Consider the following 26,600-nt stretch of genomic DNA (forward strand, 5'->3'; position numbering starts at 1 on the left):
AATATTGAAAGAATTGGGTGATGACCATGGCTAAAGCCAATCATGAAACCCGTGTCGTCGTCGGCATGTCCGGTGGCGTCGACTCATCCGTTACCGCGCTGCTGCTAAAGGAGCAGGGCTATGACGTAATCGGCATCTTCATGAAAAATTGGGATGACACGGATGAATTTGGCCGTTGTACGGCTGAAGAGGATGCGGAGGATGTGCGCCGCGTCTGTGAACAGATCGACATTCCTTACTATACAGTCAATTTTGAAAAAGAATACTTCGATAAAGTATTCTCCTATTTTCTTGATGAATATAAAGCTGGACGCACACCCAACCCGGATGTCATGTGCAACCGTGAAATTAAGTTCGGCGAGTTTCTGAACAAAGCGCTGGATTTGGGAGCAGATTATGTTGCTACTGGACATTATGCACGGGTTGTGGAAGAAGACGGCCGCTTTACTTTGCTGCGAGGTGTGGACAGCAACAAGGATCAGACTTATTTCCTGAATGCATTAAGCCAAACACAGTTGTCGCGCGCCATGTTCCCGATCGGTCATCTGCCGAAACCAGAAGTACGTAAAATCGCAGAAGCTGCGGGACTTTATACAGCCAAGAAAAAAGACAGCACAGGCGTATGCTTTATCGGCGAACGCAATTTCAAGGAGTTTCTGAGTGGGTATCTGCCTGCAAAAGGTGGAGATATGGTGGATATCGCTACGGGTGAAGTCAAAGGTCGCCACGATGGTCTGATGTACTATACACTGGGGCAACGACAAGGCTTGGGCATTGGCGGCTCAGGTTCAGGCGAACCATGGTTCGTAGCAGATAAGGATCTGGAGAAGAACATCCTGTATGTAGTACAAGGTGATCGTCACCACAGCCTGTATTCTACCAGCCTGATTGCCACGGATGTAAACTGGATTGAAGGGGCAGATGCACACCCAACCGGCGAATTCCGCTGCACAGCCAAGTTCCGTTACCGCCAACCTGACCAGCAAGTCACTTTACAATGGCTTGCGGATGGAACCGTGCATGTCGTATTCGATGTACATCAAAAAGCTATTACCCCTGGACAAGCTGTTGTATTTTATGACGGGGAACGTTGTCTGGGTGGCGGAACCATTGATAAGGTTGAAAAACTTCAGCCTGAAACGGTTTAAATGAATGACTATCGGCCTTGAATAGCCATCATTAAAAAAGTCGTCTCTCCTGATTTGGGAGAGACGACTTTTTTATGTATATGTTTTTAGCCCATGGACTTAAAGAGAATTGGCGATCTGCTCTTTATGATGTCTGTCATGCTGGACAAACTTATGCATCAAACTTCGGACATTTATTTTCCTATGATCAAGTATAACTCTCCATGCGAAATTTTTGATAACGCCCCCATTTGGGTATATGATGTAAACAAGATCATTACTTCAATTGAAAAGGAGCGTGCCTTTATGTCTGATTCATTAGGAATGCTGACACCGGGTAAAAAAGTTTCTTTGAAAGAATGGGACCCCAAAGATACGAAGAATATTAAAAACAAAGAAGAAATCCGGCAGGAAACAGATCAATTGAAGGAACGCTTCGCGGAATTACAAAGTAAGTTATTTACAGAGAAAAAACAAGCCGTTTTGTTTGTATTCCAAGGTATGGATTGCAGCGGAAAAGATGGCGTGATCAAGCAGGTGTTTTCTAATCTTAACCCTGCTGGGGTGACTGTACACAGTTTTAAATCACCTACGACTGAGGAATTAAGCCATGATTTCTTGTGGCGCGCCCATAGCGTAACTCCAGGACGCGGATATATTGCAGCGTTCAACCGTTCTTACTACGAGGATGTGCTGATTACACGTGTCCACGGGCAGGTATCTGATAAACAGGCTAAACGGAATATAAAGCATATCAAGCATTTTGAACAGTTGTTGCTGGATAGTGGTGTAAAGGTGGTTAAAATCTTTTTACATATTTCAAAGCAATTCCAGTTGGAAAAGCTGATTGACCGGATTGAGAAGCCTCGCAAAAACTGGAAGCTTGATCCGAGTGATTTGCAGGAACGGAAATTTTGGAAGCAATACACCCAATACTATGAGGAGGTACTAGAGCTAAGTGCAACCAAGCAAGCTCCTTGGTATGTTGTTCCTTCCGACAATCGTTGGTACAGAGATTATACTGTACTGCGGATTGCCGTCCAAACGCTAGAGGAAATGAAGCTGTCTGACCCTGATCCAAGACCTGAACTTAAATCCCTTTTACCTGAATTATACAAAGAACGAGATAAAAAATAGATAAATAAGCATAACACTAAGCTTCCGAACTCCGTATTCACGGCTGATAGCGCCCTGATTGAGGATTTGGAAGCTTTTATTGTGTGCTCACATGTCATTTTTAAAATTTATAAGGTATAGCTGACCCTGTACCCGATTGCCGCAGCTATAACTCCTACTATTACAGAAGATAATACATACATAGCCATACGTTGGTATTTTTTATGTTCCAACAATTGAAGAGATTCATAACCGAACGTGGAAAAGGTGGTGTAGCCGCCACAAAAACCGGTTCCCAGCAGCATCCAGAGTGCAGGAGACAGATTGTGTTGCGCGAACTCCCCATACAACCAGCCGAGCAGCAATGAACCGCTGATATTAATAATCCACGTTCCCCACGGGAATGCAGTGCTAAACCTTTTTCCGGCCCACATGCCAAGCCCGTATCTAGCTATGGTACCTACCATCCCACCTGCTGCTGCCCACCAGATCATAAATGCTCCTCCTTAGGGACAACCTGCGTCATTTTTGTGCCTAGGCGGATACCTATCCACGTCAAAAATAAGCCCCCGCCTACGCTAAGCAGCAGGTACAATATAGCCGTCAGCATGCGATCGTGAACCGTGAGACGTACAGCATCCACTGCAAAGGTGGAAAAGGTGGTAAATCCCCCTGTAAAGCCTGTTCCGATGGCAAGTCGCCAGCGTGGGTTGATCCGCCACGATCGCAAGGTTACCGTAAAAAACCAGCCTAGGAACAGACAGCCGAGCCAATTAATGAGCAGCACGCCAAGTGGAAAATCCGCCCCAGCCACAGGCAACAGTAATTGTAGGCTGTAGCGAGCAGAGGTTCCGATCGCTCCACCCGCGGCGACGAATAGTACGTCTTTCATTTTCGTATCCCCTTCTTCGCTCTTGCAGGATCATGGTATAACCTGATAATGTCGTACACACTTCATATATTAAAGTCACACCTATATTAAGACTGTGAATCCCGCCAACGCTGGTTTTGTCTGATTTTAGACTCATTTCCTTGCTCAGTGGCCTGGTAAAAGGTCTGGTCTGCTATCGAATCGGGCAGATATTGCTGCCTTACATAGTGATTCGGAAAATTATGCGGATATTGATAGCCAACATGGCCGAGTTTTTCCGAGCCTTTGTAGTGTGCATCGCGCAGATGCAGCGGCACCTCGGCCGATTTCATATCGTCCATGGCCGACATGGCTCGTGAAATCGCCGTGTATACGGCATTCGACTTGGGACTTTCCACAGCGAACAAAATGGCCTGTGCAATGTTCAGTTTGGCCTCAGGCCATCCGTTATTGCGATAGGCTTCAAGCGCACTCACTGCTTGGACCATCGCCTGCGGGTTCGCCAGACCAATGTCCTCACTGCTTGCTGCGATGAGGCGGCGAATAAAGGTCATCGGGTCCATGCCGAGCTTCTCTACGGCATACAGGAACCAAAACAGCGCCGCGTCGCTGGAACCGCGAATGCTTTTGTGAAAGGCAGACAGCACGTCATACTGTGTGGATTCATCTGCCTTGACAATCGGGCGGCGAATGGATTCCTCTGCCACTTCCAGCGTCACGTGAATTGTGCCGTCTGCCAGCGGAGGTGTCGTAAGCGCCGCCAGTTCCAGCGCGTTCAATGCGCGGCGGATATCACCGTTCGCCATCGACGCGATGTGATTCAGTGCAGCTTCGTCTACCTGAAGCTGCATATAGCCGAGCCCCTTGTCCGCATCGCTCAAGGCACGGCGCATAGCAGCCAGCGAGTGCTCCTGGGTTAGCGCCTCAAGCTGAAATAACGTAGAACGGCTCATTAAAGCGCCGTTAACGTAGTGAAAGGGGTTTTCCGTCGTGGCGCCAATAAACACGATCGTTCCCTTTTCCACCGCAGGCAGCAATGCATCCTGACGCGAACTGTTAAAACGGTGTACCTCGTCAAGAAACAGAATGGTCTTTTTGCCATACATCGATTTATTCGTTTGTGCACGGTCGATGACCTCCCTTACATCCTTCACAGAGGCTTCTACTGCATTTAGACGGACAAAATCGCCTTGCGTGTGTTGAGAAATGATATGTGCCAGTGTCGTTTTGCCGCATCCTGGTGGTCCGTACAGCAATATAGAAGAAACCTGATCCGCCTCTATAGCTCTTCGCAGTAGCTTGCCCGGACCCACAACATGCTCCTGTCCAATATATTCATCCAGCGAAGTCGGACGCAGGCGGTCTGCAAGCAACCGATTGCTTGGCGTTGATTCCTGGGAATATGAAAATAAATCCATTTCATTCACTTCCTTATCATTTATGAACGAACACTTTCTTTTTTCATTGAAAACAAGTTCGCCCATACAGTTAAAAGACATGAAAATTCAATTTTATCTACTGCATTGAAACGATTATAAACCGCCTCTTATTCTACCATATCGGATAACAAGTTGCAGATAGCCTGGTCACGGTATAGCTGTAGCTACACGTAAGTCATCCAAAAAAGAAAGAACAGCCTGGTACGAAAAATGAATTTCGTGGCTGTTCTTTGGTTGCACTGACCTACAACGTTCTAATTACTCCGTTTGCGCCTGTACGTAACTCGGAAGTGGACCGTCATGCAATAGCCACAGCTCATGCAGCGCACGCGTACATCCTACATACAACAGCTTGGCATCCCATGTTCGTTCTCCATAATGACCCTGATCGGCATCGGCCACAATAACTGCATCAAACTCCAGACCTTTGGACAGATATACAGGCAGTACAGACAAGCCACCTTCATATTGCTTTTTACCACCATCAATCAAATGCACATCTAGCCCCGCACTTGTGAAAACCTCATGCAGCTCCACAGCTTCTTTTAAGGTACGTGTCAGTACAGAAACAGTACGATACTCCTTGGAAGAAAGTTCTGTTAGAGCGGTGAGCAAACTTTGTTCACGCACGGACGAGTCGTAAGACACGGTACGGACCGGGTCGCCGCTACGAAATACCGGAACTGCTGTAATACCACCACGTACTCCCTGCTCCAAAATTGTATTTGCAAATTCTATAATTTCTAAAGTTGATCTATAACTCCGTGTAAGTGCAAAATACCCCGTTTGTTCAGGTGCAAATAGTGAACTCATTTCCTCCCACGCATGTACACCACGATATTCATGAATCCCCTGTGATAAATCGCCCAGTATCGTAAAGGAGTGCCCTTTTACGAACAAATCCAGCAAGGCGATATGAAATGGTGAAAAATCCTGCGCTTCATCAATGACCACATGGTCAAAACGTTGAGATGATTCTATTTCATGAATCAGCACGTGAAGATATACCAATGCAGTCAGATCCTCTTCACGGATCGTCTGATTTCGCAGGTCCGATTGTGTGGCCTTAAAGATGGCTGCCGGCAAAGAAGCCTTCATTTCCGCAGCGGTCTCAGCAGGTAATCCTTTAGCTGCCTGAAAAAGCTGCTTGTAAAGTTTCAACGCATCGTATTGAGGCCATTTTTTGGCATACGCCTTTTCCCGAGATCCGGCTTTTTTCTTCCGTTCCTTGAGTGCAGTCGCCGAAGGTGACTTTTTCAGTTCCATTTCAATCCAGCGATGGACTCTTGCCAGCACACGCTCCTTCCGCTTCGCGAGCGGATAGGGCTTATATTCCTCATTAAACCAATTCAAAATCTCCGTTCGCGGCAGCACCGCCCCATCCCAAGGTGAAAAGTCGCCCTCAGGCACCGAGATAGGCTCCAGTCGTTCCACAAAATCCTGAAGTAGCTTCATAAAATGAACCGATCCTTTAAATCTACCCGGCGCCTCATCCATCGATTCCGTTCTCAAGCTGCCACTTTCAAACCAATAAGATAACGTTTCGGTTGGATCTGCCAGAGTTAAATCCAGCCCCAGCAAACCTAGCGCCCAATCTGCAAATGTACTTTGCTGAATATTTCCGACCCCCAGCTCTGGGAGTACATCTGAAATATAATCGAGAAACATATGGTTTGGTGCGAAAATAACCATTTTGTCCGCCGACACCTGATCCTTATATTGATACAGCAAAAATGCGAGTCGATGGAGCGCCACGGTCGTCTTGCCACTACCCGCCACCCCCTGAATAACAAGGGCTGTATTTTTAGCCGCGCGGATGATCTGATCCTGCTCCGCTTGAATGGTAGATACGATATCCCGTAGACGGTTATCCTTGTTCTCTCCCAAACGATAAACGAGAAACTCATCGGAAACGGCTGGCTCGTCACTTTCACGATTGTACGTATCAGCTACCCGTTCCAGGATTCTTTTACGAATGACAACGTTACGTTTCAGATACACTAAGCCCTCGATGGTTCCCTCAGGAGCTTCGTAGGACGCCGTTTCTTCACCACCTGTAAACGAATAAAACAAGCTGGCAATCGGTGCACGCCAATCAATCACCAGTGGATACGCTGACGTTTCTTCACGCTCCACCCCGATTTTACCGATATAAAGCGGCTTGCGCTGCCCTCTGCCGCGCTCGTCAAAATCCATACGCCCAAAATAAGGCTCTTGCGAGCTTTTGGCCAAAGCCTGGCGTTTTTCCTCACGTGCGGATTCCAGTACTTGCTCCGTAAAATCATGCCCGGTGTACACCGGCGTATTGCGAAGCCGTTCCAATCTCCGATCAATTTCCTCCATAGCAAGCGACAGCCTGTGCTGTTCTTCTTGATAGGCACTTTGAAACTTATTCTCCATTTCAGTTACCTCCTAAGAATATCAAGTCTCGATTTCTGCATCTCATTCACTTGCTCCGACACAAAAAAAGGAAAGTAAGCGTAACACATTTGACCACAAAAATCCAACCTTATTTCCTAATACGCCCAATTCCCTACTTTTTCACAAAAGTATGAAGCTTTGCGGCACCAGTTGAGCGGGTGATTTGAATCCGAAGAAGCGGAGCGATCGGAGGATCAAATCACACGCGAAGCGACCTTTAATACTCCATACTTCTCTCCCCCATCTCCACAAACTGCTTTTGGGCCAGCTCGCGGTACACTTGATGGTTCTCTAATAACTCGGCATGGGTTCCTGCACCAGTCACATTGCCCTTATCTAACACGATAATTTGATCGGAGTGGACCACCGTAGACAATCGGTGTGCAATGACAATCGTCGTGCGTCCTTCCATCAAGTTCGCTAAGGCCTTCTGCACCTCATGCTCGGATGAGCTGTCCAGGCTAGAGGTAGCCTCGTCCAGCATGAGGATGTCAGGACTGCGAAGAAGCGCACGCGCAATGGCGATCCGTTGACGCTGTCCCCCGGACAGCTTCATTCCCCGCTCTCCTACCTCCGTATCGTAGCCTTGAGGTAGATCCATAATAAACGTATCCGCATACGCCATCATGGCAGCTCGTCTCACTTCTTCCAAATCAGCTTCGCGCCCCAAACCATACGTAATATTATCTCTTACCGTTCCGGTCATCATTGAGCTTTCCTGTGATACATAACCAATTTTGGAGCGCCAGGAGGAAAGTGTATATGACGATATCGGTTCGTCTCCATAACGAATTTCCCCTGTATCGGGCACATAAAAGCGCTCCAACAATGAAAACAAGGTGGACTTCCCACTCCCGCTCGGTCCCACGAATGCTGTCGTCCGATTAGCCGGAATGACCAGGTTTGCATGATGAAGAACCTCTTCACCTTCGGTATAGGAAAAAACAACATCGTGAAACACAATGTCTCTGCTCTCTTTTGCCGCTTCCTGCTTCAATTCAAGTGGTTCCTCTTCATGATCTAAAATAGTCTGAATCCGTTCAGTGGCCCCAACCACCTTTTGCAGACGTGAATACAAGGTCGTGAATTGGGCCATCGGTGTAATTACCTGAAACAGTAGCAAAATAAAAGCCACTAAATCCCCTGCGGTCAGTACACCCGATGCGACGCGAACACCACCAACACCCAATATAATAACTAGCACTGCAGTCAGCAAAAAGGTAGAAATTGGGCCTACTAAGGCCAAAATACGTGACTCTTGCAGACCGAAGCGGAACATACGGTAAATGCGATCCTCCCCGGCCTGTGCCTCTCTGCTTTCCGTTCCATAAGCCTTCACCAGCCTGATTTCACCAATAACCTGACTCAACACTGAGGTCAGATCTGCCATCTCATCCTGTTGTTTTTTGGAGATACGGTACATTTTTCTGCCTACCGGAAATAAAATCAGAGCTGTTAGCGGAACAATCGTCATAATAATGAGCGTCATCACCCAATCCAGATAAAATAACAACGCAATACCACCAATAATCGCAATCACATTAGAAATCAAATTGACAAGATACTCGGTAATTAAGTTCATAATCAGGCTTGTATCATTAGTAACGCGACTCATCGTATCCCCTGACCGATTTCGGTCAAAGTATGGAATGGGGAGAGATAAGATTTTATGCCATAAGCGTTTGCGCAAATTAGCCACAATTTTATGTCCGGCGTAGTTCAACATATAGATCGAAACTGCCGAAGCTACCGCTTGAAGTACAAAAGCGCCAAGCAGACCAACGATGACCATACGGTTCAGTGAAGAAAAGGTCAAGCCATCGATTAAACCTTTGGTCATCATCGGTACGATTAAACCAGCGATCGTCTGAATCAAGGTCAGAATCAGGGCGATGATCAGAATAGCCTTGGGCGGATGTGCACTCACAATCAATTTGATGAACCGCCCCATGCCCGCCTTATCCGGTCTTTTACCCGGTTTTTCCTTCATCCAGTCCTCCTGTTCATCTTGTCGCACATGATGTTCTTTTTCCATAAACCCTCAACCTCGCTTCCTGTCTGACCGTTCTTGTTTAAACAACAACACCCGCGCTCTGCGCGGGTATGAACAATACAACCTAACTTCGAGTTTACTACACCAGAGAATGAAGCACAAAGTTAGCCACAAACAGTACAGAAATGACATATAATGCGACAGGCACTTCCCTGCCCCGCCCTGCTGCCAGCTTGGCTACGGGGTATGCAATAAAACCAAATGCCATCCCGTCTACAATACTGTAAGTAAAGGGCATCATCACCATGATCAGAAATGCAGGAAATGCTTCGGTAAAATCACTGAAATCCATCTCTCGCACATTTTGTACCATTAGGCCTCCGATAATGATTAATACAGGCGCAATGGCACTGTCAGGAATATAAGCCAACAGTGGAATAAAGAAAAATGTCGCTCCGAATAAAATTGCAGTTACCAACGGAGTCATGCCCGAACGTCCCCCTGCGGCAATACCAGCGGTCGATTCCGCAGCGGCTACCGCGGGACTGCTGCCCAAAATGCCGGCAAAGATATTGGTCACAGCCAGCACACGCAAGCTATTCTTAAAATTATCCGGTCTTCCAATCATGTTGGTCTGTGCAGTAATCATTCCTACATTCTCGAACAGCACAATCAGTAACAGTAAAAAAACAGCGATCCAGAAGGCTACCGAGAAGATGCCTGAAAAGGATAGTTCTCCAAACAATTGCCCGTACTGTCGTACCGTTTCAGAGGTTCGTACCGTGCTTGCTGGCTCTACCGCTCCCAGTATGTATGCAAGCCCAGTTCCTGCCAAAATGCTGATAAGCAAACCTCCCTGAACGTTACGCACAAATAATACAATAGCGAGCAGTAACGTTACACACGCCGTGATCACCTTGGGATCATTAAAATGACCGATAGCCACAAAAGTGGTTTGATGTGCAATCACGATCCCGCTTTTTTGCAAGCCGATAAAGGTTAAAAACAAACCAATACCCACGGTAATTCCATGCTGCAAATTGTGGGGAATCGCCTGACTAATCAGCTTGTACAATGATGTAAATGCCACAATGGCGAATATCATCCCTGTGACGGCAACTACCATCAACGCTTCCTGCCAGCTCAGCTTCATGGAATGTACGAGCGTGTAAGTGAAAAAGGCATTAATCCCCATCCCTGGTACAACGACCATGGGAGATTTTCCGCCAAAGGCCATCAGCAGACAGCCGATCATCGATGTCAGCAGCGTCCCGAGCATCGCCCCTTGAAGAGGAATTCCGGCATCTGCCAAAATGGTTGCATTAACCATAACAATGTATACAACGGAAAAATAAGAAATGGCACCCGCGGCTAATTCCTTTTTCCAATGATGCTCGGGCTTGAAACCGAGACTTCTGGACCATAGCCCATCCTTCATACCAAAACCCTCCAGCAAGTTGTTCAATCTGTTTGCAGTAAGCTGCACTTTTTCAAAACAAAAAGAGCTGTAGCCTACTGTGACACCAAGTGAAGTGATGCACAGAACTACAGGTCTTAAAGTGAATACATACTACTGTAAATCTACGAATGTACTGTCAAAGCTACTTTTCAAGCTTACACACCAGCTTGCTCTAACAGATCCTTGACAGCTACGCTGACCATGATCAAGCCTGCTACCGGAGGTACAAAAGCATTGCTTGCAGGCGGCTGCTTCGCTTTCCGGATTTCAGGTGCATTGGCAGGTACAATTTTTTTGGTAATTTCCTCACGCGGCTTCATTGGCTCCTCATCAGAGAATACAACCTTGACGCCTTTGGTGATTCCTTCCTTGCGCAGCTTGGTGCGGATGACACGTGCAATCGGGTCCATTCTTGTCTTGGAAATATCGGCAACTTGAAAACGACTTGGGTCCATTTTATTCGCAGCGCCCATACTGGAAATCATCGGAATTCCCCGTTTCAAGCATTCTTTAATCAAATGAACTTTGTAAATAATCGTATCCGAAGCATCCAGCACATAATCCAGATCATACTTGAATAGCTCCTCATATGTTTCTTCCGTATAAAACATGTTCAGTGCAATTGCTTCACATTCAGGATTAATCAGCTTCACACGCTCTACCATCAGATCAGCCTTTTTTTGACCTACTGTTGTCGTCAGCGCATGAATTTGACGATTAATATTGGTAATATCTACGACATCCTTATCAATCAAAATAATGCGTCCAACACCCGTTCGCGCCAGCGCTTCCACTGCAATCGAACCGACACCGCCGATACCCAATACAGCTACCGTGCTATTTTTCATAACCTCCAGACCTTCCGTCCCGATGGCCAGTTCCGTGCGTGAAAATTGATGCAGCATATGGTAATCCTCCCTCACTGGTTTAAACTCTATGCTTGAACTCCAGCATACAAACCACGAACCCATTATCCATAAAGGGTAACGGGTTCACGGCATTATAATCTATTTACATGCCAACAGATGGCGACTTGCAAAGTCTAACGTTTATTTTATGCTTTAGGCGCAACAGGCTTCGGAGCAAGACGAATATGAAGCTGATCCAATTGAGCTTGATCCACTTCGGCTGGTGCATCCATAAGCAGGTCTGTCGCGCTGGCTGTTTTCGGGAATGCAATGGTTTCACGCAGATTTGTACGACCTGCAAGCAGCATGACAAGACGGTCAAAACCGAAGGCAATACCACCATGTGGAGGCGTACCGTATTCAAATGCGTCCAGCAGGTAACCGAATTTATCCTTCACTTCTTCAGGCGGCAGGTTGAGCGCTTTGAACATTTTCTCCTGAACTTCACGTTTGAAAATACGCATCGATCCGCCACCGACTTCGTAGCCATTCAGCACGATATCGTAGGCCTGAGCACGAACCTGACCTGGATCTGTGTCCAAGAGGGCCAGATCTTCTTCCTTCGGACGAGTGAACGGATGATGCTCCGCTACATAACGTTTTTGTTCTTCGTCATAGCCCAGAAGCGGGAAGTCTACGACCCAGGCAAATTTGAATTTGGTATCGTCGATGAGCCCCAAATGACGGCCAATTTTCAGACGAAGCGCGCCCAAAACATCAGCAACTACTTTTTTATTATCCGCAGAGAACAGCAACAGGTCGCCTTCTTCCGCTCCCGTACGCTCTTTCAAGGCTTCGATTTCTTCCGGTGTGAAGAATTTAACGATAGGCCCCTTGAATTCGCCTTCTTTCACTTGAATCCAAGCCAAGCCCTTTGCTCCATAACGTGCTGCAAAAGGACCCAGGTCATCAATATCCTTACGGCTCCACGTGCCACATCCTTTGGCATTAAGGACTTTAACTTCGCCACCCTTTTCAATTACGGAAGCAAATACTTTTACACCACTGGTTGCCACGATATCATTGACATTTATCAACTCAAGACCGAAACGCAGGTCAGGCTTGTCAGAACCATACTTGTCCATTGCCTCTGCATGTGTAATCCGTTGGAACGGTGTTTCCAGTTCTACCCCAACTGTTTCTTTGAACAATTTAACCATAAGACGCTCCATCATAGGCAGCAAGTCATCCTGTTGCATGAATGAGGTCTCAATGTCGATCTGCGTAAATTCAGGCTGACGGTCAGCACGCAAATCTTCATCACGGAAACAACGTGCAACTTGGTAGTAGCGCTCCAGGCCGCCCACCATCAGCAATTGCTTGTACAATTGTGGCGATTGCGGCAAGGCAAAAAATTCGCCTTCATGCACTCGGCTAGGCACCAGATAGTCACGTGCGCCCTCTGGGGAGCTTTTCGTCAAAATCGGTGTTTCCACCTCAATGAAATCTTCACCGTCCAGGAAGTCGCGGAATACTTTTGCTGCTTTGGAACGCAGTTTCAACGTCTGATGCATTTCCGGACGACGCAGGTCCAGATAACGGTATTTCAAACGTAGCGACTCGTCTACTTCTACGCCATCTTCAATAAAGAACGGAGGTGTTTTGGATGCATTCAATACTTCAATTTCAGTGACACGTACTTCAATTTCACCTGTAGGCAGGTTCGTATTGATCGTTTCTGCATCACGTTTAACAACAGTACCAGTAACCTCAAGCACATATTCACTGCGAACACGATCCGCAATTTGCAGTGCTTCACCGGAATAGGCCGGGTTAAACACGATTTGTACAATTCCACTACGGTCACGCAAGTCTATAAAAAGTACGCCCCCTAAGTCACGACGGGTCTGTACCCAACCGTTCAATGTAACTGTTTCTCCGATATGCGCATGAGTCAATGCGCCGCATTGATGACTCCTTTTCATAATACACACTCCTGTTAGGTTTAGTAGTTAATGCTATATGGACAGCAAGAGGGAACCTCCCCCTGACTGATGTTACATCATGTTATTTAGCCTAATTCTTCCACCAACTGATCCAGCTTAACGGTACGCTGCTCACCGGTTTCCATGTTTTTCAGTGCAATTTCACCTTTAACCAGCTCATCGTCCCCCAGAATCGCCGTATATCTTGCTTTAAAGCGATCTGCCGATTTCATCTGCGCCTTCATTTTACGCCCCAGATAATCTCGCTCTGCGGAAAATCCAGCTTGACGCAACTTGAACAGTTGTTTGGCCACTTCCGTTTCCGCCGCCTCGCCCAACGCCACCATATAGATATCCAACGGCTTGGCTTCGTTCAATTTGACACCCTGATGCTCCAAGATCAGCTGAATTCGCTCAAGCCCAATACCAAAACCAATCCCTGGCTGATCCGGTCCGCCCAGATCTCCAACCAATCCGTTGTAACGCCCGCCTCCACCAATCGTGTCAATAGCACCAATGCCTTCGGCTTTGAACTCGAATGCTGTCAGCGTATAATAATCCAGCCCCCGTACCAAACGCGGGTTAACTGTATATTCCACGCCCATCGCATCCAAATTTTGCTTCACTTTCTCAAAGTGCGTGCTGGATTCCTCATCCAAACTATCCAAAATCGAAGGTGCCCCGCCAAATTTGTCCTGATCATCTTTGCTATCCAGCACACGCAGCGGATTACGCGCAATGCGCGCTTGGCTCTCCTTGGTCAACGTATCCTTAATGGGCATCAGGAAGTCCACCAAATGCTGCCGATAAGCAGCACGGCTGGCAGCATTACCAACGGAGTTAATTTCTACTTGTACTCCTTTCAAGCCCAGCTCTCGGCAGAATTGATATCCGAAAGCAATAACTTCTGCATCCAACGCCGGGTCCATCGCCCCGAATGCTTCAATGCCAAATTGATGAAACTGGCGCTGACGCCCAGCCTGTGGACGCTCATAGCGGAACATCGGGCCAATGTAGTATAACTTAGTCACATCCGGCTCACCATACAGTTTGTTCTCCACATAAGAGCGGACAACCCCGGCTGTTCCTTCTGGACGCAACGTCATGCTACGCTTCCCTTTATCCTCAAAAGTGTACATTTCCTTTTCCACCACATCGGTCGTTTCACCCACACCCCGAACGAACAAATTCGTTTGTTCGAACATTGGTGTACGAATCTCTCGGTAATTAAAGCGGCGGCTAATCTCACGAGCTTTTTCCTCGACCACTTGCCATTTTTCTACACTGCCCGGCAGCAAGTCCTGTGTTCCCGTCGGTTTTTGAAAGGCCATTTACGTATCCCCCCGTCATTGTATTTCTTATTGTGCGCTCTCTACTTACTCCACTTTCAATATAAAACAAAAAATCCCTCGCCCTGTTATCATTAACAGGGACGAGGGATTGTCGTTTACAAATCACCCGTGGTACCACCCACATTCCGGAGTTTACCCAGACCACTAGCATAAAAATGACTCAGTGTCCGTCAGCATTACACTGACTCCGCTCATACGTATAACGCCCGTAACGCGCAGTACGGCTATTATGCAGGATGGTCTGCTGTTTGGCATAGGCCATGCATTACTCAGCAGATATTCCTCATTGTTCGCCGCCTGTTCTCGGGGAGGTCATTCGTCCGCTCATCAAGGGAATTTTTACAGCCTGGAAATTCCTCTCTGTGCTTGTGGGTTCGGAGTACTTGGTCCCGTCATCAAATCATTTTTCATTATTTTATGATTTTAATGAACTGCTTCGACAAAGTCAAGACATTCCCCCTAGAATCAGACAAATAAGTCTTATAAAAAGAAAATAACCTGCGGAAACGGTCCACAGGTTTAAAAAGATATATTAAAAGGGGGTCATGCTGTTATTATAAACAACGAATATTAAGGAATGATGTTTCGAATATTACAATTGTATTACAGCCACTCTAGTGTGACTAATTTCCTCGTATATCGACAATCTTGTGACACTCGTCGTCTTTTAATCCAACTGCGCCACATATGCGCGATTGGAACGGAGCTTATAAATAATCTCATCATAATCGGCATCATTCACCTTGGCAGACAGTACATACCGTAATTCATCATGATCACCGTTAATATACACATCTGTCGCACGGAGCAAACCTCCGTCATGGTTCGTTGTTCCGCTCCGATCCTCATTCAGATCCCGTTGAGCTACGCCAGAATTAATCTCGTCATTCTTCGCATCGGGTAGAATATTTTCGCCATAAACCCCTGCGGCTGGAATTGCCGCACCCGCAGAACCTCCTGTGCTCACAGAGCCAGTATTGTTATAGGGGACCAACGGAATTAAAACCCTCGTCTCCCGACCGAGCGCCTCATCGAGCGCACCTACTTCCAAATGTTCAGTTCTATAAGCCTGAAGGGAAGCTCTGGCGCCCTCAGCTTCATCTTCTGTGCGAAAATAAGCCTGAATCTGTTTAGCCATATCAAATCCTCCTCGTTTGGGAATTGTACTGGCATAAATCTACGGAAGCATCCACGGTTAAATTACAATGCCTTTAACAACTCACGTACAAAAGCGGGCTCATCCTTAGGGGTTCGAGACGTAATAAAGTTACCGTCCACGACCACCTCTCGATCTTCAAAATGAGCACCCGCATTAATCAAGTCATCTTTCAATGGAGGGTAAGCTGTAATCGTCCGGCCTTGTAACAAATCGGCACTCGCCAAAATTTGCGGCCCGTGACAGATAGCCCCAATCGCTTTTTTGGACTCATTTATTTCAGTTACAAACTTCAGAACATTGGCATCCAAACGCAGATTTTCCGGTGATGATCCACCAGGAATAACAACTGCATCATAGTCGCTTGATTTCACATCTGCAATGGCTTTTTCAATGGTGTAGGTAACTTTACCTTGCTTACCGTTCACTTTTTCACCTTGCTTCAGCCCAATAATATCTGCCTCATGTCCAGCCTTTTTCAGTTCATCATAAGGGACCTTCATTTCGGAATCCTCAAATTGGTCAGCCAACAAAAATGCAATTTTACTCATTATCGTTCAGATCTCCTTTCCGGTTATCCTTAAAGCGAGCTTAAAGTTAGGTTTGTTTGTCTACCACGCTTTGTTATTACCCGCTTGATCTGTGTTTATAACAATTCGCAGCAGTGAAAAAGAAAAAGGAGCCATTCGGCTCCTTCCCTGATGTACTGCTACATAATTGCTTTCAATCTCTTTCCTGACCGCTTCAGGCAACACATCGTTAATGCTGCTTACCAATGAATTCTTGTTGTTACCTACGTGGCAGGGCACCGCGTCCTGGCTTGTCCATAGCTGTAGCAATATGCTGTAGTAACGCGTCAGCATTACGAGTAAGGCTGATTGCCTCCCGCATACTACCAGGATAAAGCAGCACCGCGCTTTGATATCCGTCCATTTTTGGGGTCTGACGCATAGCTTCGTCTCTCCTGTCACCCGTAAGGCTTTCCAGATGGCTGCTTACCAACCGGGATGACGTTAGGGTCCCTCTAAACGGCTATTTTATTCTCTTCTACTCAAGTTCTCAGATCATACCAAGAATGGATACCTACGAACGTTCGCTATCCAAAATCAGTGTCACTGGCCCCCAATTGGTCAAGGAAACATCCATCATAGCTCCAAAAATTCCGGTCTCGACCTCCAGGCCCTTGGCTCGAAGCTGGCTGTTGAAGAAATCATACAGCTTCTCTGCTTCCTCAGGTTTGGCCGCTCCCATAAAGTTGGGCCTTCTCCCTTTACGGCAGTCGCCATACAACGTAAATTGGGAGACAGACAAAATGGCCCCACCGACATCCAGAACACTGTCGTTCATTTTGCCTTCAGCATCTTCAAATATACGCAATCCCGCTGTTTTATCCGCCAAATAAACGGCATCGGCTGCCGTATCTCCCTGACCAATACCAACCAGCAGCATTAATCCAGTTCCAATTTTGCCGACCACCTTTTGATTCACCGTTACCTGAGCGTCTTTACAGCGCTGAATAATGATCTTCATCGCCTATCCGCTGCTCCTTTACTCTTCTCCTTAAAAGATGCTCACAGTCGTACCACGGCTCTTTCAGCCACCTATGAGTCTTTGTACCCAAGATATATACAAAGGCTTTATAAACCTTTGTGGTATGCTTCACAAGTTTATTGCATAATCCGATGCACGGTGTATACATCCTTCACCCGTTTGATCCGTTCGACAACGGAATGCAAATGATCCGTGTTACGAATGAGAATTGTAATGTGAATCATTGCCATTTTATTTTTATCCGTACGTCCTGTCACGGCCGAGAAGCTAGTTTTGTTCTCAGAAATGGCCTGGAGCACCTCGTTCAACAAACCATTGCGGTCATGCCCTGTAATCTCAATATCGACACTATAATTGACCTCGGCGGCTTCTTCCCACTCCACTTCAATCACGCGCGCCTGATCTTCGCCGACACCTGAAGGAATATTCGGACAATCGGTACGGTGAACAGATACGCCGCGCCCGCGTGTTACGTAGCCGATGATGTCATCACCCGGTACGGGATTACAACATCGTGCAAAGCGAACGAGTAAATTGTCGACACCTCTGACGCTGACACCGTTGGTCGGTGTTTTTTTCCGTTCACCCTGCGGTTTGTATTCCTTGACCTCGGTCGTCAGTTCAATTAGACGTGCCTCTTCTTGTTCCTTGCGCAACCTCTCTGTCAAACGTGTACAAACCTGCGCTGCGGTTATACCACCAAAGCCAATCGCAGACAGCATATCTTCAGAATCATTAAAAGAGAACTTTTGTGCCACATCCTGAAGTTTGTCCTCGCTCATCCACACGGATGGCTCAATATCACGCTTTCTTAGCTCACGTTCCAGACTGTCGCGGCCTTTTTCTACATTTTCCTCACGCTTTTCTTTCTTGAACCACTGCTTGATTTTACTGCGCGCGTGAGAGGACTGAGCAATTTTAAGCCAGTCCTGACTAGGTCCATAGGAGTGCTTGGACGTCATAATTTCCACGATATCGCCAGTTTTCAGACGATAGTCCAAGGGAACAATTCTTCCATTTACCTTAGAGCCAATCGTTCGATTGCCAACTTCGGTATGGATGCGGAAAGCAAAGTCCAGTGGAACCGACCCAGCCGGCAACTCAATGACCTCTCCCTTAGGAGTAAAGACAAACACAAGGTCTGAGAAAAAGTCCATTTTGAGTGATTCCACAAATTCCGATGCATCCTTTGCCTCGTTTTGCAGCTCCAAAATTTCTCGGAAAAAGGTGATTTTGTCCTCAAAGTTTGTGTTATTTGCCCCGTTGTTTTCTTTATAGGCCCAATGGGCTGCAATCCCGAATTCAGCGGTGCGATGCATATCCACTGTGCGAATTTGCACTTCTGTAGGCTCTCCGTTGGGACCTACTACGGTCGTATGGAGGGACTGATACATATTAGCCTTAGGCATGGCGATATAATCCTTAAACCGCCCTGGCATCGGTTTCCACAACGTATGGATAATCCCCAATGTGGCATAACAATCTTTAATGTTATCCACAATAATTCGAATCGCCAGCAAATCGTATATTTCGTTGAATTGCTTGTTTTTCGTCGTCATCTTTTTAAACACACTGTAAATATGTTTAGGGCGTCCAGACAAATCAGCCTGAATACCCATCTCTTCCAGCTTCTCTCTGATACGCTGTATGACATTATCAATAAATTGCTCGCGCTCGGCTCGCTTCTTATGCATCAAATTAGCGATGCGATAATACTGCTGAGGATTCAGATAGCGCAAAGCAATGTCTTCCATTTCCCATTTAATCGCTGAAATACCCAATCGGTTTGCAACCGGACAGAAAATTTCCAACGTTTCATAAGCGATTCGACGCTGACTTTCTTCCGATTGATATTTCAGGGTACGCATGTTGTGCAGACGATCTGCCAACTTAATGACGATGACACGAATGTCCTGCGCCATGGCAATAAACATTTTTCGATAATTTTCGTTCTGCTGTTCTTCCTTGGATCGGAACTGGATACGCTCCAGCTTCGTCAGACCATCGACAAGCATCGCACATGTATCGCCAAAATGCTCGCGAATCTGCGCCAAAGACACCGTCGTATCCTCCACAACGTCATGTAAAAGAGCGGCGATAATGGAGATGGTATCCATCTGCATATTAACGACGATATCAGCAACCGCAAGCGGATGCAGAATATAAGGTTCACCGGACTTACGAGTCTGGCCGGAATGGGCCTGCTCGGCAAAATCATAGGCGTCCCTGATGCGGATAAGATCTGCTTCTCTGGTATAGGCCCCGGCCTTTTTAAGTAATTGCTCTATCCCCATTCTGCTCTATTCCGTGTCCTTTCTATGCAAAATGGAACCCGCCGATCAATGTCGCGCAAAGGTTCCCTTTTAAAAGTGATTTCCTACAATTATGACGCTTAGCACGCCACACGTCAACTATTACAGGTTTGGCACTGTCGCATTATTTTGTCAAACATGGATAAGTAAAATCAGGATTGTTGACGAAATGAAACGAATTATATTGAAAAAATTACGAAAAGTAATTAATGTATATAAGAATAATTGAAAGAACTAAGGAGTGAACTGCGTTGCAACGCGAAATTCAAGTTAATGAAAAGCTTCCGGCAGGACCTGGGTTCCTGCTCAGCGTACAGCATTTGTTTGCCATGTTTGGCAGCACCGTGCTGGTGCCCAATATTTTTGGCGTCGATCCCGGTATGATTTTGCTCATGAACGGTATCGGAACATTGTTGTACATATGGATCTGCCGTGGCAAAATCCCTGCCTATCTCGGCTCCAGCTTCGCTTTTATCGCTCCTGTCAGTCTTGTGCTTAAAAGTAACCCTGGCAGCAATGGCTATGCAATGGCCCTGGGTGCTTTCATCGTTACAGGTATTATTTTCTGTCTCGTCGCACTGGTAATCAAATATGCTGGGACACGCTGGCTGGACATCGTTTTTCCACCGGCTGTCATGGGTTCCATCGTAGCCTTAATTGGTCTGGAACTGGTTCCCGTTGCTGCAGGCATGGCAGGCATTATTAATGCCGATCCTACTAAAGCCTGGGCGCCAGATCCCAAAACGATCACCCTTTCCCTCGTTACGCTCGGTGTTACTGTTCTGGGTGCGGTGTTGTTTCGCGGATTTGCCAAAATCATTCATATTCTGATCGGTATCGTGGTGGGCTATGTGCTTGCTTATTTTATGGGTATGGTCAATACGCAGGCTATTGCGGATGCTCCTTTGTTCGCCCATCCCGCAATTACCACTCCAACCTTTAATGCTTCGGCTATGCTGACGATTCTTCCGGTTGCTCTGGTCGTCATCGTTGAGCATATTGGTCACTTGCTTGTGACGAGCAACATCGTCGGACGTGAGTTGTCCAAAGATCCTGGTCTCCATCGCTCTTTGCTGGGTAACGGAATTTCTACCATCATTTCCGGTTTTGTTGGTTCTACACCTAATACGACTTATGGTGAAAATATCGGTGTTATGGCATTAACTAAAGTGTACTCTGTATGGGTTATTGGCGGAGCGGCTATTATTGCCATTCTGTTGTCCTTCTCGGGTACGTTCTCAGCGATTGTTTCTAATATTCCGTCTCCAGTTATGGGTGGCGTATCCTTGCTATTATTCGGTGTGATCGCGGCCTCTGGTCTTAGAATTTTTGTTGAGCAAAAGGTTGATTTCGCCAAACCAACCAACATGCTACTCGCTACCATCGTGCTTGTTGTCGGAATCAGCGGGACTACGCTCACTTGGGGTGCGGTCACCTTGAAAGGTATGGCATTGGCGACAATCATCGGTATTATCCTGAGCTTGTTCTTCAAGCTGGTTGATGTGCTTGGCTGGTCGAACGATAAAACGCAAGAACCTTTAACTGAAAAAACACCAGATTGATAGCTGTTTTTCAATTTTAAAACGCCGCTCCATGTTAGTTATGGATCAACACGCTCAGCTGTATAGACAAGAGTGTAATATCCTTCTTACATGGAACGGCGTCTTTTTATGCACGACTTTTATTTTAAAACAATATCACACCTGAAAACGGGATACGACCTGATTAAGGGTATCAGAGACACCTGTAAGTGACTTGGCGGAACTGTTCAGACCTTCCAGATCCTTTAATTGCCGTTCGGATCGTTCCGAGGCTTGTCCTGCACGTTCAGCTGAAGCTTTCGCAATATCTGCAAGATAACCAATAGATGCAGCAACTTCTTCCGAGCCTGCCGACATTTCTTCAGAGGCAGATGAAACCTCCTGCACTTCTATCGCCACCTGCTGAATATCCTGATTCATTGCTATAAAACGTTCTTTCACCTCATGTAAAATAGACACTCCTTCATCCATCTCCAGAGCCCCCTGCTGCATTCCTTCCAAAGCTAATTTGGTTTCTTCCTGCATGGCTCGGATTCGACTCGTAATTTGCTCCGCAGATTCGCTTACGTTTACGGCCAGCTTGCCGATTTCTGAAGCCACCACAGCGAACCCTCGGCCATGCTCCCCAGCACGTGCGGCTTCAATGGAAGCATTCAACGACAACAACTTGGTCTGTCCACTAATTTCCTGAATCATTCCAATAATGCTACCAATTTGGGCGGACCGTTCATTTAACGAGCTTACTACTCTGCCTGCCTCATCCATAGACATTTTCGCTTTATGCATTCCTTGATTGACCACGTTCAATCGTTCATTTCCTTGTTGTGCTTTATGTTCAATCTCAGAGGTAGCCTCGGATACATGCTGTATAGATTCAGCAATGCGCTGTATGCCAACAGCCATTTCTTCCATCGCAGTCGCACTCTCTGCTGCTGCGGTTAACTGAAGCTCGGCTCCTTCCTTCACCTGTGCCAGTTCTCCTGCATTGTGGTGCGCATCTTTAGTCGCCCCGGAAATCTCTTGGGATATTTTTGAAGATACGCCTGAGATAACATCCGACTCTTCGTTCAAGCGCAATGCCATCCCTCTGGTTACACCTATCACCTTATTGATCCCGTCAGCCATCTGACCAAACTCATCCTTACGTCGATGTGCTAGTTCAACGGTATAATCCCCAAGAGCCATACGATTGGTCATCTGCATTATTTTTTTAATTTCTTTGATCATACCTGAATTATTAATCAATAACGCGCCCATAATTATCAAAATGCCTATAACACTAACAATTAGTAAAAGTTTAAGCATTTCATTGGCAGAACGATTCAAATCGGATTCTGGCAGTAATACGCCAATTTTCCAACCGGTTTGTGGAATTGTTTCGTACATTATCCGATAGTCCTCATTATCAATAGGTACGGACAGTTGTCCAGACGAACCCCTTTGAATAGATTGTGCTGCTTCCGCATTCATCGTGTTTGTTAACGGCTCGCCTGCTTTTAAGTACTGAAGACCGGATGACAGAATGGCTCCATTCTTATCCACTAGGATCGTACTACCTTGAGTACCAAACTTCATTTTTTCAATATACGTCTGGATACTCGTCATGTTTAGGTCGCCTGTAATGACACCTAACAGTTTCCCCTGCCTGTCATAAAATGCTTTCCCCGCAGTAATCATATTGATGTTCAGCTTGCTATCGTAAAAAGGCTCTGTGAAATTTATATCTTTACCACGTTCTACGGCTTCGGTATACCAAGGTTGCGTTAAATAGTTATATTGCGGATCGTCATATTCAGTCGATTGCTTGACTAGCTCACCATCTTTATGCACATATATTGAACGGTAAGTCACTCCCGGATCATACGCACCTTTAGCAAAATAAATGCCCAACCCGTATGACATATCATTTAATGCCAGCTCTTGCTCAAAAAAACGTCCATAACTTTCAATGTTCATCCCTGCTCCCAGTTGTTCCGCACTCTTAGTCAACATCGAAACAAGTAAAGCATGACGGTCTACGTTAGCTGCAATATCTGCTTTAGCCCTCGACAAGGAATGAGCAGCATTTTGGCTTATTTCCGTATCCAGCTTATGTTTGGCAAAAAGATAAGACAAAAAACTGATTAAGATCAGTGTTATAAGTACTAGCGGAACCAAGGTAGAAAATGTCCGTGCTTGCAAGCTCTTAAATTGAAATATACCCAATATATATCCACCTCTGTTTCTTTTTTATCTTTTATCGACAATTATTTAATTTTTCTTATATCTTTTTCCAATAAAGCCCGTGGTAATTTATTGCAATAAGAAAATCAATTTAGTCACTGTAATCAAAAAATAGTCCGATGGAGCAACTCTTTAGATAAAGAGATGTTCCATCGGACTATTTAGGCAAACGATACATAAATATTTCCCGGGAAACCCCGGCTTCGAAACACTTAGTACTTAATTAAGGTGAATACATCTACATCAGGCAGCTTTGCCCGTCCGTTGAGATCAGACAGCTCGATGAGAAAGGCAGCCCCTGCCACATTACCACCAAGTTGGCGTACCAAGTTAACGGATGTAGCGATAGTTCCACCTGTAGCAAGCAGATCATCAGCAATCAGAACATTTTGCCCCGGCTCAATCGCATCCTTATGCATAGCCAGAGTATCCTTACCATATTCCAAACCGTATGCTTCCTCAATGGTTTCTCCAGGCAATTTGCCACTTTTACGGATGGGAATAAAACCAACACCAAGCGCATAAGCCAGAGGTGCACCAACAACGAATCCACGTGCTTCCGGACCTGCAATCAAATCAATTTTTAAATCAGATACTAATTCCTTCATATCGTTGATCGCCTTGCGGTACAGTTCCCCATTTTTCATTAGGGTAGTAATGTCCTTAAAACTAATCCCTGGTTGCGGAAAATCGGAAATCACCCGAATATATTCTTTGTAGTCCAACTTAGTTCCTCCTACTGTAAACTTCTAATTAGTATATACATTTTACAAAACTGCAAGGTAGTATCTCAAGATGCACCCTTCATAAGCGACATGATCCAGCTCGTCATCTGGGTGGTGTCCGCATCCAGTAAATACCGCTCCATCTCAGCCATATTATACAATTCCTGATAGCGCGGAGAAGCAGTTAAATCCCGCTTGGGCGGATTGGATACAAAACGAAATTGACCATCTGTACGCGTCAAAAATTCAAGATCCTCAAAGATGTCCAGTACTTTGGATAACATGCGCACTGAGCAGGAGCACTGCCGGCTAAGAGCAGGTAGCATTGCTTTTTCATCAATTAGCTGTGTTCCCATTCGGGAAAGCACAATATAAATACGCTTAAACAGCTCCCTATCGGGGCTTACGAGGCGGCCGCCACGCTCACTGATCGAATGAAGAAGAAATACGTTCTCTACATTCTCAAAGGTAGACCATAGTGCATGAAACTGCTCGGGTGTATCTGGCGGCTCCAGTACGAACAGTGACTTCACAGAGTGCTGTGTATCTTTTTGACCATCACTGGGAGTAACGCTGCCATCTTTATCGTATAACCATAAGGATTCAGCGTCCACTGAGATCAAAGGATGAAGCCGGGATGACGGATGGATCAACACCGCAATATCATTCTTTCTTTCCTCTAAGCTTGGATGGAAGACCCTCAGCCCTCGCTCTAGTTCGGCAAGTGGGTCCGATACTCCACGATAATCAAAAATTTGCGGAGCCTGCACACGAATATCCTGCATCATCAGCTGAAGTGAACGTTTACCGTTCCACTCGTTAATTGATAACTCGCCCAACAGATCTATGTCCGTTTGCTGCTGTAAAAAATCAGCCAAATCGCCACGTCGGAAGGCAATCGCATCCAGCGATAAACCGTTTTGCTCCAGCAATAGCTTCACATGGTTTTTCTCACGTCCCATTTTACGAGCCTCGCGCAATTGAAGCCCCTGTAATATGAATCGTGGAGAAGGATTTCCCATCCCAAAAGGCTGGAGCAATTCCAGTTCTTCAACCACTTGTAGAGACACCTCATCCAGACGACAGACCATATCGGCCTCAGCTATAGGGATAAAATCCTCCGGTGTCAAAATGGAACCTGCATAGCGGTTAAGCCGTTCATCGAATAATTCCAGATTGTCACGGGACAGCGTCATCCCCGCTGCTGAAGGATGTCCACCAAAATGGTCCATGAGCTCATGGCAATCTGTAAGAGCACTGTAAATATCTAATGCAGGAATAGATCGAGCAGAACCTTTGCACATGCCTGTCTCCGTATCTATGCCCAGAATAATGGTCGGACGGTAATAGCGATCCAAAAGCTTGGATGCCACAATTCCGACGACACCAACATTCCAGCCCTCACCAGCCAAAACAATAACAGATGGCAGCTTACCTCCATTTAGTTTGGATGCTAATTGCTGCTCGGCTTGCTCCACAATGCGTTCGACCACTTGTTGACGCTCACGATTGAGCAGATCCAGGGCATGCGCAAGCTGGTCTGCCTCCTCTTCTTTTTCTGTCGTCAGCAGGGAAACTGCTCGTCCCGCATGATCCAGACGCCCGCTTGCATTAATCCGCGGAGCCAATGCAAATGCGATGTTGACCGAGGTTACTGTGGATATCTCCACACCCGCTACATGAAGCAACGCCCGAATCCCTGGGAATGCAGTGTTTCTCATGGATTGAATTCCTCTACGTACTATCGTCCGATTCTCACCATGTAGTGGCATCAAATCAGCTACCGTACCAATAGCGGCGATTTCAAACCATTCCTCGGGTACTTCACTCAACAGCGCCTGAGCCAGCTTCAGGGCAACACCAACGCCTGCAAGACCTTTAAATGGGTAGGGACAATCCGGTAGCTTGGGATTGATCAAAGTATAAGCCTCGGGAAGCACAGCAGGCGGCTCATGATGGTCAGTCACAATCACATCGATCCCTAAGGAAGTCGCATAAGCAATTTGCTCTACTGCACTAATTCCCGTATCCACTGTAATGACCAACGTCACTCCTTGCTGATGTGCCCAATCCAGAGCATGATTGTGCAGACCATATCCCTCATTAGAACGATGGGGAATGTAAATATCATAAGATGCCTTCAGAAAACGCATAAGCTGAATCATCAATGATGTACTGGATACGCCGTCCGCATCATAATCGCCATAGATTAATATATGCTCGCCGCGCTCCAGAGCCTGGCGAATTCTCGGCACGGCCTCTTTCATGCCAAGAAGCAGAAATGGGTCGTGTACATCGTCCACACTTCCGTACAAAAAGCGGTTTGCTTCCCCGGCCGTAGTGACGCCCCGGTTCACTAAAAGCCGGGACAACAATGGTGAAATCCCCAGCTCTTCTGTTAACGGCTGAGCCGCTTCCAGGTTAACCTCCGGGGTCTTCCATCTGTACTGCGAATGAAGCAATCCTATTCACCTTTCTTTC

21 protein-coding genes are annotated in these 26,600 nt (G+C 46.4%); 3 read left to right on the plus strand and 18 right to left on the minus strand.

Annotated elements, in window-relative coordinates; genetic code table 11:
* Positions 1–26: 26 nt before the first annotated feature.
* Positions 27–1,148, plus strand: coding sequence for a tRNA 2-thiouridine(34) synthase MnmA (gene mnmA, locus ACN6NF_RS18815; protein WP_474319023.1), 1,122 nt, complete (start codon positions 27–29; stop codon positions 1,146–1,148).
* A 285-nt stretch (positions 1,149–1,433) separates the two neighbouring features.
* The gene (locus ACN6NF_RS18820; protein WP_474319084.1) at positions 1,434–2,264 is read left to right on the plus strand and encodes a PPK2 family polyphosphate kinase; all 831 of its coding nucleotides are present in this window, start codon (positions 1,434–1,436) and stop codon (positions 2,262–2,264) included.
* 107 nt (positions 2,265–2,371) lie between these two features.
* Here ACN6NF_RS18820 and crcB (ACN6NF_RS18825) read toward each other — a convergent pair whose 3' ends face one another.
* The 15 genes from crcB (ACN6NF_RS18825) to ACN6NF_RS18895 all read right to left on the minus strand — a co-directional run bounded on the left by crcB (ACN6NF_RS18825) (position 2,372) and on the right by ACN6NF_RS18895 (position 19,612).
* Entirely contained in the window at positions 2,372–2,737 is a 366-nt protein-coding gene (gene crcB, locus ACN6NF_RS18825) for a fluoride efflux transporter CrcB (protein ID WP_474319024.1), read from the minus strand.
* Positions 2,734–3,135, minus strand: coding sequence for a fluoride efflux transporter CrcB (crcB, locus tag ACN6NF_RS18830; protein WP_474319025.1), 402 nt, complete (start codon positions 3,133–3,135; stop codon positions 2,734–2,736). The genes crcB (ACN6NF_RS18825) and crcB (ACN6NF_RS18830) overlap by 4 nt, the downstream gene beginning before the upstream one ends.
* 86 nt (positions 3,136–3,221) lie before the next feature.
* A complete protein-coding gene (locus tag ACN6NF_RS18835; RefSeq protein WP_474319026.1) occupies positions 3,222–4,532 on the minus strand; it encodes a replication-associated recombination protein A in 1,311 nt (436 codons plus the stop codon).
* 279 nt (positions 4,533–4,811) lie between these two features.
* On the minus strand, positions 4,812–6,953 hold the full coding sequence (locus ACN6NF_RS18840) for a HelD family protein (protein WP_474319027.1): 2,142 nt from the start codon (positions 6,951–6,953) through the stop codon (positions 4,812–4,814).
* A 238-nt stretch (positions 6,954–7,191) separates the two neighbouring features.
* Positions 7,192–9,009, minus strand: coding sequence for an ABC transporter ATP-binding protein (locus ACN6NF_RS18845; RefSeq protein ID WP_474319028.1), 1,818 nt, complete (start codon positions 9,007–9,009; stop codon positions 7,192–7,194).
* Between the two features lie 97 nt (positions 9,010–9,106).
* Complete coding sequence (locus tag ACN6NF_RS18850; protein ID WP_474319029.1) at positions 9,107–10,405, minus strand: NCS2 family permease; 1,299 nt, start codon at positions 10,403–10,405, stop codon at positions 9,107–9,109.
* 176 nt (positions 10,406–10,581) lie between these two features.
* Positions 10,582–11,331 carry a tRNA threonylcarbamoyladenosine dehydratase gene (locus ACN6NF_RS18855; RefSeq protein ID WP_474319030.1) on the minus strand — a complete coding sequence of 250 codons (750 nt, stop codon included), beginning with the start codon at positions 11,329–11,331 and terminating at the stop codon, positions 10,582–10,584.
* Between the two features lie 149 nt (positions 11,332–11,480).
* On the minus strand, positions 11,481–13,259 hold the full coding sequence (aspS, locus tag ACN6NF_RS18860; RefSeq protein ID WP_474319031.1) for an aspartate--tRNA ligase: 1,779 nt from the start codon (positions 13,257–13,259) through the stop codon (positions 11,481–11,483).
* Between the two features lie 86 nt (positions 13,260–13,345).
* On the minus strand, positions 13,346–14,590 hold the full coding sequence (gene hisS / locus ACN6NF_RS18865) for a histidine--tRNA ligase (protein ID WP_474319032.1): 1,245 nt from the start codon (positions 14,588–14,590) through the stop codon (positions 13,346–13,348).
* Between the two features lie 688 nt (positions 14,591–15,278).
* The gene (locus ACN6NF_RS18870) at positions 15,279–15,749 is read right to left on the minus strand and encodes a hypothetical protein (protein ID WP_474319033.1); all 471 of its coding nucleotides are present in this window, start codon (positions 15,747–15,749) and stop codon (positions 15,279–15,281) included.
* 62 nt (positions 15,750–15,811) lie between these two features.
* A complete protein-coding gene (locus ACN6NF_RS18875; RefSeq protein WP_474319034.1) occupies positions 15,812–16,318 on the minus strand; it encodes a type 1 glutamine amidotransferase domain-containing protein in 507 nt (168 codons plus the stop codon).
* 60 nt (positions 16,319–16,378) lie between these two features.
* The gene (locus ACN6NF_RS18880) at positions 16,379–16,543 is read right to left on the minus strand and encodes a hypothetical protein (protein WP_474319035.1); all 165 of its coding nucleotides are present in this window, start codon (positions 16,541–16,543) and stop codon (positions 16,379–16,381) included.
* 13 nt (positions 16,544–16,556) lie between these two features.
* On the minus strand, positions 16,557–16,718 hold the full coding sequence (locus ACN6NF_RS18885) for a hypothetical protein (protein ID WP_474319036.1): 162 nt from the start codon (positions 16,716–16,718) through the stop codon (positions 16,557–16,559).
* Between the two features lie 132 nt (positions 16,719–16,850).
* The gene (gene dtd / locus ACN6NF_RS18890; RefSeq protein WP_013372633.1) at positions 16,851–17,297 is read right to left on the minus strand and encodes a D-aminoacyl-tRNA deacylase; all 447 of its coding nucleotides are present in this window, start codon (positions 17,295–17,297) and stop codon (positions 16,851–16,853) included.
* Between the two features lie 137 nt (positions 17,298–17,434).
* Positions 17,435–19,612, minus strand: coding sequence for a RelA/SpoT family protein (locus ACN6NF_RS18895; RefSeq protein ID WP_474319037.1), 2,178 nt, complete (start codon positions 19,610–19,612; stop codon positions 17,435–17,437).
* Positions 19,613–19,881: 269 nt separating this feature from the next.
* Between ACN6NF_RS18895 and uraA the strand changes: the two genes are divergently transcribed.
* Entirely contained in the window at positions 19,882–21,192 is a 1,311-nt protein-coding gene (gene uraA, locus ACN6NF_RS18900) for a uracil permease (protein ID WP_474319038.1), read from the plus strand.
* Positions 21,193–21,327: 135 nt separating this feature from the next.
* Here uraA and ACN6NF_RS18905 read toward each other — a convergent pair whose 3' ends face one another.
* From ACN6NF_RS18905 to recJ, 3 genes are all read right to left on the minus strand, one after another.
* Entirely contained in the window at positions 21,328–23,376 is a 2,049-nt protein-coding gene (locus tag ACN6NF_RS18905; RefSeq protein WP_474319039.1) for a methyl-accepting chemotaxis protein, read from the minus strand.
* 230 nt (positions 23,377–23,606) lie between these two features.
* Complete coding sequence (locus ACN6NF_RS18910) at positions 23,607–24,119, minus strand: adenine phosphoribosyltransferase (protein ID WP_013372637.1); 513 nt, start codon at positions 24,117–24,119, stop codon at positions 23,607–23,609.
* Between the two features lie 65 nt (positions 24,120–24,184).
* Entirely contained in the window at positions 24,185–26,581 is a 2,397-nt protein-coding gene (gene recJ / locus ACN6NF_RS18915) for a single-stranded-DNA-specific exonuclease RecJ (RefSeq protein WP_474319040.1), read from the minus strand.
* Positions 26,582–26,600: the final 19 nt, after the last annotated feature.

The sequence above is a fragment of the Paenibacillus sp. TSM33 genome (assembly GCF_056099025.1).